We start from the raw sequence: 15,577 nt of genomic DNA on the forward strand, positions 1-15,577 counted from the left end.
TTCATCCATCTCCCTATCGCAGCATCATAATTCCTCGCGCCATAATCATAAACATTGAACCCTAGCTCCTCTTGCTTCTCTTTTCCGTTGTATTGGTACTTATAATTAGCCGCAATCGTATTATTCTTCTCATTGTATCCTTTATGTGCTAATCCAAAAGGGTAATAGTTGTTTTCTTCAATAATTTCACCAACGTCAATCTTGTCATTTTTGTTGGTATCCGAATAACTCAAGCGAACATTGCCTAGGTGATCACTGTATTGATATACATAGCCATTGGTTTCTGCATTGAAATACCCCTCTGCCGTTGGAAAGAAACTCAAAACGCCTTTGACGTATTGAAAACCATCTAAATAATCCGTTACTACTGTGATACTCCCTTGGGTTACTTTTTTCTGAATCTTCTCACCAGTTGCTGTATAAAGGTAATTAATTTTTCCACCTGCAAAGACAACTTCTGTCGGTAAATTCAAATGGTTGTACTTCATTGCCGTTACTCCTTTGTTGCGATCGACCTTTAAATTGCCAAAGGTATCGTAATCGTAGTGTTTAGCAGTGGTACTCCCTTGTTTGAATCCATCGGTATTATTGGATACATCTACCACTTTTTGCAGTATGTTTCCATCATACGTATAAGTCAAGACATCCAAATCCAACGCTATTCCATTGGCAACCCCTTGTCCTTTGCGGTTTAAGGTCAATATATTTCCGTTGTTGTCATAGGTTAGTTGCTCATCGTAAATACCCACCACGGGTGCAATGCCACCCGGCTCTTGGTAAACCCCTGTTTTTAAGCGATCTATCGCGTCATAACCATAGCTGTAACGACGCAATACATTGTCATTTGCTGTTTTCCAGCTTTGCTCTGCGATATTGCCGTTGTATAATTTTTTAATTCCAACAACCCCTTCACTATCGAGTTTGTTGTAATTGAGCTTCATCGCAAATAACGACTTCTTACCAAAATCGCCTGCTTCTAAATCCTGGGGTGCATTTACCTGAGTTAACCAACCTCTGATGTTATAGGTATAGTTGATCTCTTGTAAAAAAGTGTTGCGAGTTGGTGATTCTGTAGCTAATATAGGCCCATCAAGAACTAAATTGTTTTGTTGTACCTCTATAGGTCTGAAATTACTTCCCATCTTACCACCTACTCGCTTTTGTTTCAAGCGTCCCAATTCATCGTAAACATTTTGAAAAACAACTACTTGATCTAAATTGTCAATCTTATGGGTTTGATACAGCAAACGCTCTGCCTTGTCATAGGAAAAAGTTTGGGTAATCACTTTAGGTTCTACGCCATTCTTATACTTGTGACTCGTTACGGTTTTAGTTGCCAAGCCTCGGAAGTTATACTTCGCATCTACTTGGGTATAACCGCCTAAAGTGTTCGTTTTATAGCTTCTTAATACGCGTTCTTTGTAATCATACAACTGATAACTCAACGTTCCTTGTGCTTCGGTAGCCGTTGTAATTACCCGTATCCAAGAACCTGTCGGAAGTCCCTTTACCTTGGTGATCACGTCTTGGCCTTCTATCGCTGCAAAACTCGAAGGGGCTCCTGTAAAGGTGTAATCATCGTAATAGTTTACTCCTAAAATCTTTAGTCCTGTTTTTGGAAAAACCACATTAGTATACATCACAGCAACTTGATCGATCGTTGTTGCTATTGCGCGTTTCTCGTGATAATCCGCTCCAGCATCAACGGCTGTTTGAAAGGTAGCTCTACCCGCTTCTGTTGTGGGAGTACCCGCATAATAACCCGTATACACCACACGACCAAAAATATCGTATTTGCTAAATAACCAGCCTTTCGCTCCATCGCCAAACGGACTGTATACAGGTCCTTGGGCCAATAAACGATCGGCTTTATCATACACCAAATACTCCCATTCTTTGCCCGGTAATTTTTTAGCCACCAAGCGATTTTTGTGATCGTATTTGTATTGGTAACACAACTTATCTAAGGTGGTTGCATCTGTTTTTCCTCCAGCTAAAGGTGGTAAAACATAGGTGAGGTTATTGTATTGGTCATACACATAATACGTAAATATAGGATTGCCTTTATAAGGATTAAGCGTTAATCCTGTTGGATCCAGTAGGCTATTAGATCCCGCTTGGTTTACATTTTCTGAAAGATTATTTCCGATCGTATGGCCTATCTCTTCTCCATTTTCCATGATTTCACTCAAGCTCTTGCCTTGTAATTCACCTTGTATATCTTGTGTAGTAGTACCTAAAGTCATAGGACCTGAACTACCTTCCTCCGATCTCGGAATTGGTGCTAATTCGAGAGGAAAAATTTGAACGGTAACCAATATTTTTCCCTCTTGATCTGTAAAACGCTGCGAAGCATTTCCATTTTCATCTTTGGTCGTGGTTACATACAAGTTAGCTGCCGCGTAAAATCCTCCATCAACCAAACGGATGTCATATTGTTTTAAACCCGCATTCCAAGTCGCAACGGCTTTAAAATTCTTCACCTGATTAGCTACATTGAACCCATAAGAATGAGTCACATTCTGAGCACCACTTGTCGTTATTTTCCAATCCTCCCCAGGAGACCCTTGTTTTAAAACGCGTTTTAAAGGCGATTTCTCCAATTCACTTTCACTATACGGATTGGTGGTTTGCTCGTATTTGACGCTGTTATAAAAGGTTTCCGTTTGACGTTTTGCATTCGCTAAATAGCCCTTTTTGGTTGGATCCCAAACAACAAGTTGACTTTGATCTTTTCCTGTATCGGGGTTGTAATTATCTACAAAAGGTAAGTATTCTTTGACCTGACCAATATTCAATTCATATTCAATATGCTTGACTATATTTTTATTTTTAGGCCCTATACCTACAGCAATTTCTTGTTTAGGACGCCCCAAACCATCATAGTAAACAATCGTTTCTAATTCATTTCTTTCAACAAAAGGATCGGTAGGAGCTACTTGCAAAGTTGTCGGTCCTTTGGGTTGAGTTGTTTTGATGTAATTCTCGGTTTTAGTCTGGGCTAAAACGCCTAGAGAACTTAACCAAAACACCAATAGTATTGCTATATTTTGTTTCATTTTAATCTGCTTATTCATTAAACCACACACCTGCTGCTTGTTTCTTCTCAAAAAAGAATAAGTCAAAAACAGGAGGTAAATCAAATTTATTTTCTCGCTTATCGTCTCACCACTTTAACACTTCCGCTCTCTGTATCGGTTTTCACCCAAATGATATAGGTTCCGCGGGATAAAGCAGATAAATCAACAGGTTCGGTTTGGTATTCAATTGGCTTACTGAGCATCAAACGACCACTTAGATCAAACACTTCTAGTTTTCCAGTGGTATAAGTAAAACCCATCACAACATTGGTAAAACCAGCAGTTGGGTTGGGAAAAGCTTCTATGCTGATACGTATCGATTCTTCTTTTTCTTTGTCTTCTTTGGCTAATTTGACAATCCAAAAGTCATTGCCTCCTTTGTGGCTTTCTTTGGCTTTGCTTTTTTCTCCATTCGAGGTTCCTGCAAATACATACCCCTCATCGCGGGTTTGAATCACTTTAGTCAGGACGTCATTGCCTTTGCTGCTGATGGATTGCTCCCATTCTACCGTGCGATCGGCTTCGATGCGCGTGCCTAAATATTCGAACTTCGTGTGCTTTTCATTGACTTCCACACTGCTTCCGCCTAAGAAAAACTGCCCTTTTGCATCGACAAATCCATTGGTTAACATATTGTAATCCCCATAACTATAAGTGAACTCTTTTTCTTCTTTACCGCGGTCATCTACTTGCACGAGCCAATAATCCAACTCACTTTCTTGTTTGCTGGTTTTACTGCCTGATAAGTCGGAATTAGACATGCCAAAAAGCACATAACCTCCTTCTTTTTGTTGCTGAATTTCTTTTAACTCCTCTTCTTGCTTTCCGCCATAACTCCTTTGCCATTGTTCTTTGCCGGAAGCATCTAGCTTAATCAACCAATAGTCCATACCACCATAATTTTGTGCAGTCTTATTACCACTAGCCCCTGAATTGGATTTGGCTCCGATAAGCAACCCGCGATCGGCGGTTTCAATGATATCTACCCCCACATCCTTATATTCTCCACCATAAGACTTTTGCCAGATGATGTTTCCCATCGCATTTAAACGCAAAATCCAAAGATCGGTCCCACCGTAATAGGCTTGGGTTTTATCTCCAGATACAATCGAATTGCTATTGGCTAAAATGGCATACTCGCCTCCTTTTAACGCCTTTACTTTAACTATTTCTTCGGTGCCTATTCCGCCATAACTCTTTTGCCATTCGATTTGTTTGGCAGCATTGAGTTTAACGATCCACAAGTCTTCCTTGCCTTTATTTTCTTGGGTTTTATCTCCCGATTGACCGGAGGTAGAGGTGATTCCCAATAAAAACCCCCCATCTGGGGTATGGCAGACACTGTGTAAATAATCATTGCCTTCACCGCCCAAGCGATATTGCCATTCTTGGGCACCGTCTTCTTTCATTTTCCAAAGCCAAGCATCAATATTCCCGCGACGCTCTGCTTTGATATCGCCTCCTGCATCAGAAAGTGAACTCCCCGCCAATAAAAAACCGTAATCAGCTGTGGCTAAAACATCAAATAAATACTCGGAATGTGCACTGCCCAAGGTTTGTTCCCATTTGACTTTCTGACTAAAACAAAGTGTCAATATAAACGTGGCTACTACTAGTAATGTTATCTTCATAGCCTTATTGTTTGTAATTGTATTCATATTCAATTAGGGTATTTTTTTGACTATCCTGCACTTTTATCAAACGACCAAAGCCATCGTATTCATAGTACTCTTTACCGCCTCTTTCATTTTCCTTGTAAATTAATCCACGTAGGCGGTCATATAAATAGTGATTGATAATTGCATGTTCAAACGCACCGCTAATTTTAAAACGAGAATCAATAGCTTGTACATCTGCTTCTGAAGGGTATAGAGAGACTCCTACATTCACTATTTTATCTCCTAATAATGTTTTAATGGTAGCGTAAGGCATATTATCAATAACCCATATGGGTAAACTTTGGTTATATCCCCAGATATAACTCGTTTCTTTTCCTGATTTATTCCTGAAATTCAATAAGTTATATTTTAAATCGTAGTTCAAAAAATCAACCTCTTTTTCCCAATTACCCCCTCTATATTGTTTTTCAATACTACTTAGCACAGGATCCACAGGAGCCACAGGATCAGGAAATGGAGGTTTTTCAATAAGATTTTGTCCAAATGCTGGCAAAGACGAATTAGAATTAACAAACGACAAATCTAGAAATCTATCTCTATAATTATTTTTCTGTGCAAAAACTATTTCATTGTCTATATAGTGTTCTTCTAAAATAACAGAAATAATATTATGCCTATTAACCATTGTTTGATAAACGGATTGTTCCTGATAATCAAAAGGATATTTATAGGTTGTTTTGTAAGTCTTCCCTCCAAATACAATTTCTTTTTCTATTAACGATTTATATTCTTCATTATATTTATAAGAAATTTTTCTTTTAACAATACTATTTGTTCCATTATAATCAATTTCAGTCTCTGATTTGAGATAAGGATGATAGGTATAAATTAAATTTGCTATATAAGTAAAAGCATACAGAGATCTATGTATATTATTATTATAGTGTACGTTTTCATATAAATTAAGAACTCTTATATGATCTTTTAATCGATTGGGATTATCATTGTATTGATATACAATTTCTTTTACTTTTTCACCTTGTTTACCAATCGCATTTTTAATAGGCTTAAAATACGTCTTAGAGAGCAATTGTCCTCGTTCTAAACCCATACTAATCACATCTCTTTTTTCCCAAACATTTTTTAACCTTCCATTTTCATCTTTTAAACTATTTTCATAGTGACTCGCATAATTTAATGCGGCTTGATCATGATAACCATTATCAAAATTTTTATACTTAAACGTGATAAAGCTACCATCTCTATCATCTATTTCAGCTACTTCACTATAAGTTATGTGATTACCTCGTAAACGATCTGCTGGATATATATCTTCTGTTGACCATCTTTTATAATCTAAATCTCCATTCTCAAATTGCAGATATCCTTTTGTAATATCAAAGTAGGTCGGTACATGAGTTAAAATACCACTTGACGGACTTCCAAATGTATCGAAATTTTTAACGTATTTATAACTTTTAGAACTTTCTAAAACATAATTGGAATCAAAACTTTTAATTGATTTTATTCTCACACCTCCTGCTGGTTTTTCAACACCTCCAGAATTCACTATTACAACAAAAGGGTAATTTCTAGCAATAGCTCCATACATATTAGCTTCATATTCAAATTCTGTGGTACCCCCAGTCGGATAAGTTATACCTGTTAAAATCTCCCATGTATTAAATCTTGAAACCTGAGGTTTTCGATCTTCATCGTATTGGTTTCTCAAGTTAACATTAGAAGTAAAAGGGTTCAAATATTTATTTATACCAGCAAAAGTTGGAAGACTTAAAGGATCATCTATATAGCCGAAATAATTTTTGTTATCAGTATAAAAACCATAATCGTCTTTATTATAAGCAGTTGGATTTGGAGAGTATGATTCAGGCATATCATATTTAAAACCATACCTTTCATTTTTCTCATGTTCTATCTCTTTAATATTTACACTAAGTAACTTTCTTCTCTCATAACTGGACCTTGTATACTGAAAATCAACCTCTTTTTCAATTAGATTTTTTTTGTTATACACAAAAATATTATCCAACTGTCGTACAGACTTTTTAGCCTCTATAGCTGTTAATTTCTTCGGATGTTGAAACGTAGCAATTTTTTTATGATTAAGCTCAAAACCAAAATAACCATTTCTACTATCAACGACACTCATGCCTACATATGTACCAACATGAAAATTTTCATACGATCCTATATTCTTAGAAAAATCAGAAGCTTCACCATATTCAAAAACTACTTTTGAATATGGTGTTTCAATTTCCTTTAGAACTACAGGATGAACAACTGTTGCTTGTTCTGTATTAATTGTTAAATAATGATTTTTTGTAAAATTCTGTTCATCTTTTGGTCCTGTAAAGCCATATTTTAAATCCGTAAAAACTTTAGTAGAATAGAAAGGAGATTCCTTACTATAAATAAATTTAATTTTTTCCAAATTTGGAAATATAACACTAGTTAAATACCAAGCTGTTTTCGCTCCATGTGCTATTCTCCAGAATTCCTCTACTTCAATTGCTGATAACGTAGGTCTATGCCCTTGATATGTCTTTTCTGTACTATTCTCATCAATACCAAAAACATACTCTATTGCATTTTCATCTACAATAACAAAACCATTTATTCCTGTAACTGACTGATCAACATAACTTCTTGAAAAATCAACTCGTTTTACTTTTAATTTTTTATCACTTGTAGTTCGAAATTTTGCTTGATTCTTGTAATCAAAATATAATTCTCCAGAATAATCCAAAAAGTTAATAGAAAAAGAATAATTTGCTAACGCTCCATCATCAAAATATGTACTAAGTGTAAGTCCACTTGCATATCCTCCTAACAATTGTACTAAACGTTTCTTAGAATCCCAATCATCTCGATCTACCAAAGAAGCTTCTGATTGATTCTGAGCTACATTTACATCATAATTAGGTTTATCTATTTTACTCTTAATCAAACTAATTACCCCTCCACTATTCAAATGCCATCCCAATCCAACTGTATTAGCAAAAGCTTCTACCTTATTTCCCATACCATTGTGATAACGCAAAGTAATAGGCATAGAAAAATTTCTATAAGTTACAGTATGAATAGGTACTGTAATATCTACTACACCTATAAAATTACTAGGTGAAAATTCTCCAAAAGTCCTAAATCCAGTAACATTAGGAGAACTAGCAATATTAACTTGTTGACGAGGACTTGATCCATGTACAATAGATGAACTTAATGTTTGACTAAAAGTACTTAGACTGATCAATAAAAAAAGGAAATATATGACTTTGTCATATATTCTTTTAGAAACTATATACAAACCCCTTTGATTTTTAACCATAATTTAAAACTCACTTAATTATTTAAATTTTATACAAAATTAACTTTTTTTTACATTAAAAAATCAAAAAAAAATACAAAATATCAGGTAAAAAAAATAAAAACAACAATTTAACAGTATATTGAAATAAAATTTTTTCATTAACCCAAAATATATACATAATCGAAAAAATACAAAACTAAACCATCTTATTTTTTATAAGTACAATCTAAATACCTACCCTACTAATACGTCTGTTTATTTATTAAACATCATCCGCTCATCCCCCCAGAAATAGTGAAATTCCCCCTCCTCCTCCCTTTTTGTATTTGCCGTTTGTTTTTTTTGCGCACTTTTGCACCTCCAATTTAAATTTGTCACAAACAGAACACCTATGAAAACACTCGTTCAAGCCTTGCTATTCTGCTTCTCACTACAAGCCGTAGCCCAAACTACTTTATACACCACACAACCTACAGAAGCTTACAAAGACCAAGCAGGAACCCAAAAAGCAGGTGTTTTTGTGTCCAATACCCCTTTAAGTGATACCGAAAAGAGTAACAAGCGCGTAGTACAAATCAATCGCGATTACGAGAATCCGCTTTATATTGTAGATACAAAAAATTTAAGTGAAACCTATACCGACCAAGCACCAGATGCACCAGCTCCTTTGATTGAACAAGATGAGTACTATGGTTCACCCCACCTATTTACTACCGTAGCGGGCTTGAAAGTACGGGAATATCCTACGAGTACCTCTAGTGTATTAGGTACGATTTTAAACGGTACAGCCGTTCCCCTTTATTTTTATCCGTATGACAAAAATGCATGGGTACCAATTCCTTTTGAAGATGGCTATGGCTATGTTGCTGTACAGTTTTTAGGCGCACGTCCTGTAATGGATGAGCTTATTCAAGCTTACAAAACCGCTACAGAAGTTAGTGAGCAGCGAAAATATGCAGAACGCATTTTAGAATTAGGGTGGAACAGCCCTGATAAAGAAACGATACAAGCCATTCAAACCTATGTCGATTTTGCGACCAAGCAAAATGAAACCGACAAGATTGAATTGTTAAAAATGCAAGTGGAGGTGCTAAAAGCAAGGCCTAAACAGGGAAATACGGCCAAAATAGATAAACTAATCAAAAAACAGCAGTTTGGTTTTACACTAAACAAAGTAGTAGAGCCTAAAGGTGGTTTTCCAATTGAATGGATTCATGATTATCTAGGCTATCCTTTGGATGAATATGCTGATTTGGAAGATTGCGTTCTGGGTGATTATGAAGGAAATTCCTTTTTTAATTCGGCTGAATTTATTACCAATGATTTGACGCATTCGTATAGTGTGAGAAAGATGGATATGTTAAACTTCAATGGTTTTCAGATCGACAATTCCATCTTAGACAGTACAACAACCGAAGTTGCATTCTTAAAAATAGCCAAGGGATTAATAACAACCATCGATTCATTGACGCATAGCTACTATATCCAGGTTGAAGATTCAAACTATGCTTTTGTTTTCTACAACAATGTATTATTGCGAGTAGAATTGATTTATTACTGCTAATTTTTTTATTTCAAGTCTTTTTACTCTACATTTACAAGGAATAACTAAATAAACAACAAATGTCAGTAGCTAAGAAAGATTATAAAAAAGTGACCACTAAGTCACTGATTGATATGAAAGCCAACGGAGAAAAAATATCCATGCTTACTTGTTATGATTACTCGATGGCCAAAGTTTTAGAAGCTGGTGGAGTTGATGTGATGTTAGTTGGAGATTCAGCTAGTAATGTTATGGCTGGACACGAAACAACATTGCCTATTACACTAGATCAAATGATATACCATGCACAATCGGTTGTACGAGGTGCAGACCGCGCGCTTATTGTCGTGGATTTACCTTTCGGTTCTTACCAGTCCGATCCTAAAGAAGCCTTGCGTTCTTCTATCCGCATTATGAAAGAAAGCGGTGCGCATGCAGTAAAAATGGAAGGCGGTATTGAAATCAAAGAAGGTATCAAACGCATTTTAGATGCGGGTATTCCGGTAATGGGACATTTGGGCTTAACGCCTCAGTCTATTTACAAATTCGGAACGTATACCGTACGCGCTAAAGAAGAGGAAGAAGCTGAACAATTGATGAAAGATGCTAAGATGCTTGAGGCAATTGGCTGTTTTGCTGTGGTATTAGAAAAAATTCCAGCAACCTTAGCTAAAAAAGTAGCAGAGAGTATTTCAATTCCAGTGATTGGTATTGGCGCAGGAAATGGCGTAGATGGACAAGTGTTAGTGATTCATGATATGATTGGATTAACTCATGAATTTAACCCTAAATTCTTACGTCGTTATTTAAACATCTTCGATCAAATGAAAGAAGCGGTTGCTCAATATGTTGTAGACGTAAAAGCAGTTGATTTTCCAAACGAAAATGAGCAGTACTAAGACACATTTTAAAAAAAATAAAGACATAAAAATATCCTTTTAGATTTAAAAGGATATTTTTGTTTTAAAATTCACCGTATGAAAGTTGTTTCTACTCCCGATAATTTACAAATCTTACACGAAGACAATCATATTCTTGTGATTAATAAACGCGTGGGAGACTTAGTACAAGGAGATCAAACTGGAGATATGCCCTTGAGCGAGATTCTCAAATTATATCTAAAGAAAAAATACGACAAACCAGGAGAAGTTTATTTAGGGGTAATTCACCGTTTAGACCGTCCTACTTCTGGGCTTGTGGTATTTGCCAAAACATCTAAAGCCTTAACGCGTTTAAATGAGTCCTTTAAAAATAGAGAAACCCAGAAAACGTATTGGGCCGTAGTCAAAGATGCTCCCCCTAAAGTAGAAGATACTTTAGAGCACTTTTTGGTGCGAAACCCAAAAAACAATACCTCTAAAGCCCATACGAAGGAAGTACCCAACAGCAAAAAGGCAAAATTGACGTATCGCCTCTTTCATCAGCTCAAGACGTACTCCGCTTTGGAAATTGACTTGCATACGGGGCGCCATCACCAAATACGCTGTCAATTGGCTGCAGTTGGTTGTCCAATAAAAGGCGATTTAAAATACGGCGCTGATCGAAGCAATCCCGATGGAGGTATTCACTTGCATGCGCGATCGCTTACTTTTGCTCATCCCGTAACTAAAGAAATACTGACAATTGTAGCACCGACTCCTGATGAAGTCATCTGGAACAACATCGAAAGCAAGTAAAATTCTAAAATAAGAATAACAAAACGAGGCGAAATGCAGTTGCATTTCGCCTCGTTTTGTTTATTCGCATTTCCATACAGTATGCTGAATACAGTGAAGCATCACATCAGTCACTCAACGCTAACGATAAGCATCGCATTAGCCTTTTTTCATCCTTTTACTTTAGGTTTGTTCGAGTGTTGTTTTGGTCTTGTTCGGGTGTGCTTTGGTCTTGTTCGGGTGTGCTTTGGAAAAACGACCTTTTCTCGAAGAACACCAAAACAAATACACTAGAAGAAGAAAAGAATGTTACACCCTATAGCAAAACGAAAAGGAGAGAAAAACAAAAAAAACGCTTAACTTTATAAGAGTAACCAAAATACAAACTTATTTTCAAGGAATTCCCATAAAAGCACCTGTGTATTCCAAGAAAATTATATAACTCTTTGCTAAAATTGTATAACCGTTTTTATTTACAAAAAGCGGACATTTGTTATTGAAAAAAAACCTTTAATTCTATGAAAAAAACATATAAAGTAAGTGGTATGACTTGCAATGGTTGTAGAACCAAAGTAGAGCAAACCTTAAACGATATTCCTGGTATTCAGGCAGAGGTTTCCCTTGAACAAGAACAAGCTAATTTAGATTTACATTCCGATATAGACACCTTAACCTTGCAAAAGGCTTTACTAAAAAAGGGACCTTATATCTTGCAAGAAGTAATCACAAAAGCAGATGGAAGTAAAGAGATACTACCACCTATAGCGCTTAGTGAAGAAGATCACTTTCACCAGGAAATTCCAGCTGAAATGGCGGATAAAGCAGGTAAATATTTCTGTCCGATGTTATGTGAAGGCGATAAAGTGTACGATCGCAATGTAGGTTGTCCGGTTTGTGGAATGAATTTAGAACAAATTCCAGCTGCAAAAATAGAGCAAACGGTCTATTATTGCCCGATGTTATGCGAAGGGGATAAAACCTATGACAAGCCGGGTTCATGCCCCGTTTGTGGGATGCATTTAGTAGCGAAGACAATTACAATAGAATCAGAGGATACCACCTATCCGGATATGTTGCGCAAACTAAACTACGCCATCCTCTTTACACTGCCTATTTTCATCCTTTCTATGGGGAGTATGTTACCTGGAGATCCCATTGGAAAAATCGTTCCCATGCACCTCAACAACTACATCCAACTAGCCTTTACTATTCCAGTGGTTTATATTTGTTGGGCGTTTTTTCAACGCGCTTGGGTATCCTTTAAAACCTGGAACCTCAATATGTTTAGTTTAATCGGATTGGGCGCTACAGCAGGATTAATTTTTAGCGTTGTGGCTCTATTCTTCCCGACCTTATTTCCCGACGATTTTAAAGGTGAACACGGCATTCACTTGTATTTTGAATCCGTTGCTGTTATTCTGACCCTAGTGATGCTCGGCCAAGTGATGGAAGCTAAAGCCCACAGCAGAACCAATTCAGCAATCAAGGAACTACTCAAGCTTGCACCAACAGAAGCAACGCGAATAACGGAGGATAACAAAGAAGAAAAAGTAGCGATTACTTCCCTTGTAAAAAATGATAAACTACGCGTAAAACCAGGTGAAAAAATTCCAGTCGATGGAATTATTATAGAAGGACATGCTACCCTTGATGAATCGATGATTTCGGGAGAACCTATACCAGTTGAAAAAGCAGAAAATGATGCAGTAATTGCCGGAACGATAAACAGCAATACGTCTTTTATTATGCGAGCTGAAAAAGTAGGTAAAGACACGCTTTTAGCGCAGATCATTGAAATGGTCAACAACGCGAGTCGTTCAAGAGCCCCTATTCAAAAATTGGCGGATAAAGTTTCTACTTATTTTGTTCCTACGGTAATTATAATTTCCATTGCTACCTTTTTACTGTGGAAATTTTTAGGCCCTGAACCCAAACTAGCTTATGCCTTTATCAATGCCTTAGCGGTCTTAATTATCGCTTGTCCTTGTGCTTTAGGTTTAGCAACCCCCATGTCCATCATGGTTGGAATTGGAAAAGGAGCGCAAAACGGCATCTTAATTAAAAATGCAGAAGCCCTAGAAACTGCCAATAAAATCAATGTTCTTATTACAGACAAAACTGGTACTTTAACTGAAGGGAAACCCTCGATTGAAAAAATTGTATCCCTGCAAAGCGAATATGATGCCGCTGCTTTGTTGCATCTTACTGCCTCTTTAAACCAAAACAGTGAGCACCCACTTGCTTTGGCTTTTACACAAAAAGCTAAAAATGAGGAGGTAGAACTAACCCCTGTAAAACTGTTTGCCAGTATAACGGGAAAAGGGATTCAAGGCGTTGTAGATAAAAAGCGCATTTCACTGGGAAATGCGGCTTTAATGCAAACGTTATCCGCTCCACTTAGTGAATCCATACTGAAAGAGGTAACCGCATTTCAACAAGAAGGAAAAACCGTTTCTTATATTGCAGAAAACAACAACCTCTTAGGCTATGTGGTCATGCATGATAAAATTAAAGCGTCTAGTTTTGCAACGCTTCAGAAACTGAAACAACAAGGCATTGAGGTTATTATGATTACAGGAGATAATCACAATACCGCACAGGCCGTTGCTAAACAATTAAATATAGCTTCTTTTATTGCAGAAGCCTTGCCTGAAGATAAATTGAACGCCATTAAGAAATTGCAAAGCGAAGGCAAAATTGTAGCCATGGCAGGTGATGGAATTAACGATGCGCCAGCGTTGGCTCAAGCAAATGTAGGTATTGCTATGGGAACAGGAACCGATGTAGCCATTGAAAGCGCTGAGATCACTTTGTTACAGGGTGAAATTGACAAAATACCACAAGCCATCCAACTGAGTCATAAAGTAATGCGAAATATCAAAGAAAACCTATTCTTTGCCTTTATTTACAACAGCATTGGAATTCCGCTTGCTGCGGGTATTTTATTTCCTTTCTTTGGAGTTGTTCTTTCACCTATGATTGCTGCAGTAGCCATGAGTTTTAGTTCAGTATCTGTGATTGCCAACTCGCTGCGTTTAAAAAATACCAAACTATAACGGAGAATAGTTGATGTATTTCAAGATATATCAACCCTCCACTATCCGTATGCTTAGCCCTGAAATAACGATACCTAAAAAGTAATCGTTATTTTAGAACGGGATAGGATAACAAAAAAAGGGGTGCTTTTCAGCTACCCCTTTTGTTTTTCTTGTATTCGCTTCCTCTTAAACCAAGTCCCCACAAAGTTAAAAAGAACTGCGAATCACTAATTTTAACAACTAATAAAAAATACAGTACTATTTTATTTACCCTATGCAAGATAATAAAAAAAAACAAATAATAAACTATTTTAATAAAATAATACGCAATACACTCAAACATTAGCGAAAAAAAAGACCTTAGCTGAAAAAACTTTTACTTTAATTGAGATAAAAATTTATATACCCTCCCCCCGATGTTAGAGAAGAGTCAAATTAAGTTGACCGCTTTTAAACCTTATTATTAGGAATAAAGCTAGTTCACCCATTTCTCGAATCAAACGCAAAAGTTGGAGAGGGATTAATAAAACACAAGGTATAGAATGAAACCCTTCTCCTTTATTTTATTGAGGAGGACAGCAATTGAATACCCTCATTCATTGACAAGGTAATAAGCTGGGGGTGTAAACTGAGCGCAGTGAAGCATCGCATCGGTGATTCTGTTTTATTATTCGCCATATGGATTTATAGGATGTATCCCTTCCTTCCTCAGGGAGACATACAAATCGCAAAAATAAGATTGTTGAAAATATACTTTTTGCTTAGTCCCAAATTTTCATCCTCTCACCCTTCACCAAAAAAAAAGCCTACCTGTTTGTACAGATAGACTAAATATTTATTATTTATTTCTTGTATATTAACTTTTCATTAAATAGCTTTGCTTAGCTTACTTTTAGAAGTAAATAAGGTAACAGCTAAAAAGGCTAGAATTGCGCCGTGTAAAACCATCCATACTGTTGCTCCGAAAGGAATAGGAACGAAAGGTTGAAACAAAATAATCAGAGCAATATAAAGTCCTGTTCCTTTAATATTTGCTTCTACATGTGAATTATACGCTAAGATTCCAAATAATGCGATTAAGATGAATTTTGTCAATTCATAAAAATCTTTTGGCAAGCTTAGCATTCCTGCTAACAACAATACAATTGCGCCTATTTTTAGTGCTCTTTCCATAACGTTTATATTTTATTTAAATATACGGCAAAGATACGACGTAACAAACTGAAAACCAAGTTCAAAAGAATTTTTCAAAAATTCAAAAAAAATACAGCAGTAGTCTACAAATTATCAAATTAATACTTAATTTTCTTGTAA

8 protein-coding genes are annotated in these 15,577 nt (G+C 36.4%); 4 read left to right on the top strand and 4 right to left on the bottom strand.

All coding sequences use genetic code 11. The annotated features are described in order from the left end of the window. From ACMHJ2_RS17005 to ACMHJ2_RS17015, 3 genes are all read right to left on the bottom strand, one after another. On the bottom strand, positions 1 to 3,059 hold a 3,059-nt coding region (locus ACMHJ2_RS17005), incomplete at its 3' end, for a DUF6443 domain-containing protein (RefSeq protein ID WP_413514053.1). A gap of 98 nt (positions 3,060 to 3,157) precedes the next feature. Then, entirely contained in the window at positions 3,158 to 4,711 is a 1,554-nt protein-coding gene (locus ACMHJ2_RS17010) for a T9SS type A sorting domain-containing protein (protein ID WP_413514054.1), read from the bottom strand. A gap of 4 nt (positions 4,712 to 4,715) precedes the next feature. Further along, positions 4,716 to 8,045 carry a sugar-binding protein gene (locus ACMHJ2_RS17015; RefSeq protein WP_413514055.1) on the bottom strand — a complete coding sequence of 1,110 codons (3,330 nt, stop codon included), beginning with the start codon at positions 8,043 to 8,045 and terminating at the stop codon, positions 4,716 to 4,718. 373 nt (positions 8,046 to 8,418) lie between these two features. On the opposite strand from ACMHJ2_RS17015, the gene ACMHJ2_RS17020 reads away from it, so the two are divergent. The 4 genes from ACMHJ2_RS17020 (at position 8,419) to ACMHJ2_RS17035 (ending at position 14,281) form a co-directional block, all read left to right on the top strand. Next, complete coding sequence (locus ACMHJ2_RS17020) at positions 8,419 to 9,591, top strand: SH3 domain-containing protein (protein WP_413514056.1); 1,173 nt, start codon at positions 8,419 to 8,421, stop codon at positions 9,589 to 9,591. A 59-nt stretch (positions 9,592 to 9,650) separates the two neighbouring features. Further along, positions 9,651 to 10,469 (top strand): 3-methyl-2-oxobutanoate hydroxymethyltransferase, encoded by an 819-nt coding sequence (panB, locus tag ACMHJ2_RS17025; protein WP_413514057.1) that lies wholly within the window; start codon positions 9,651 to 9,653, stop codon positions 10,467 to 10,469. Positions 10,470 to 10,547: 78 nt separating this feature from the next. Further along, positions 10,548 to 11,246 (top strand): RluA family pseudouridine synthase, encoded by a 699-nt coding sequence (locus ACMHJ2_RS17030; protein WP_413514058.1) that lies wholly within the window; start codon positions 10,548 to 10,550, stop codon positions 11,244 to 11,246. Between the two features lie 497 nt (positions 11,247 to 11,743). Then, on the top strand, positions 11,744 to 14,281 hold the full coding sequence (locus ACMHJ2_RS17035; protein ID WP_413514059.1) for a heavy metal translocating P-type ATPase: 2,538 nt from the start codon (positions 11,744 to 11,746) through the stop codon (positions 14,279 to 14,281). An 849-nt stretch (positions 14,282 to 15,130) separates the two neighbouring features. On the opposite strand, the gene ACMHJ2_RS17040 is transcribed toward ACMHJ2_RS17035, so the two are convergent. Next, positions 15,131 to 15,436: a DUF6804 family protein gene (locus ACMHJ2_RS17040; protein WP_413514060.1), complete on the bottom strand. Its 306-nt coding sequence runs from the start codon at positions 15,434 to 15,436 to the stop codon at positions 15,131 to 15,133. Between the last annotated feature and the right edge of the window lie 141 nt (positions 15,437 to 15,577).

The organism is Myroides odoratus, from assembly GCF_965118575.1.
GTDB lineage: Bacteria > Bacteroidota > Bacteroidia > Flavobacteriales > Flavobacteriaceae > Flavobacterium > Flavobacterium odoratum_B.

Bases quoted from the DNA above. Each gene is read 5' to 3' on its own strand.
- ACMHJ2_RS17010 (WP_413514054.1), bottom strand. From the start codon at position 4,711: ATGAAGATAACATTACTAGTAGTAGCCACGTTTATATTGACACTTTGT.
- ACMHJ2_RS17015 (WP_413514055.1), bottom strand. From the start codon at position 8,045: ATGGTTAAAAATCAAAGGGGTTTGTATATAGTTTCTAAAAGAATATAT.
- ACMHJ2_RS17020 (WP_413514056.1), top strand. From the start codon at position 8,419: ATGAAAACACTCGTTCAAGCCTTGCTATTCTGCTTCTCACTACAAGCC.
- panB (WP_413514057.1), top strand. From the start codon at position 9,651: ATGTCAGTAGCTAAGAAAGATTATAAAAAAGTGACCACTAAGTCACTG.
- ACMHJ2_RS17030 (WP_413514058.1), top strand. From the start codon at position 10,548: ATGAAAGTTGTTTCTACTCCCGATAATTTACAAATCTTACACGAAGAC.
- ACMHJ2_RS17035 (WP_413514059.1), top strand. From the start codon at position 11,744: ATGAAAAAAACATATAAAGTAAGTGGTATGACTTGCAATGGTTGTAGA.
- ACMHJ2_RS17040 (WP_413514060.1), bottom strand. From the start codon at position 15,436: ATGGAAAGAGCACTAAAAATAGGCGCAATTGTATTGTTGTTAGCAGGA.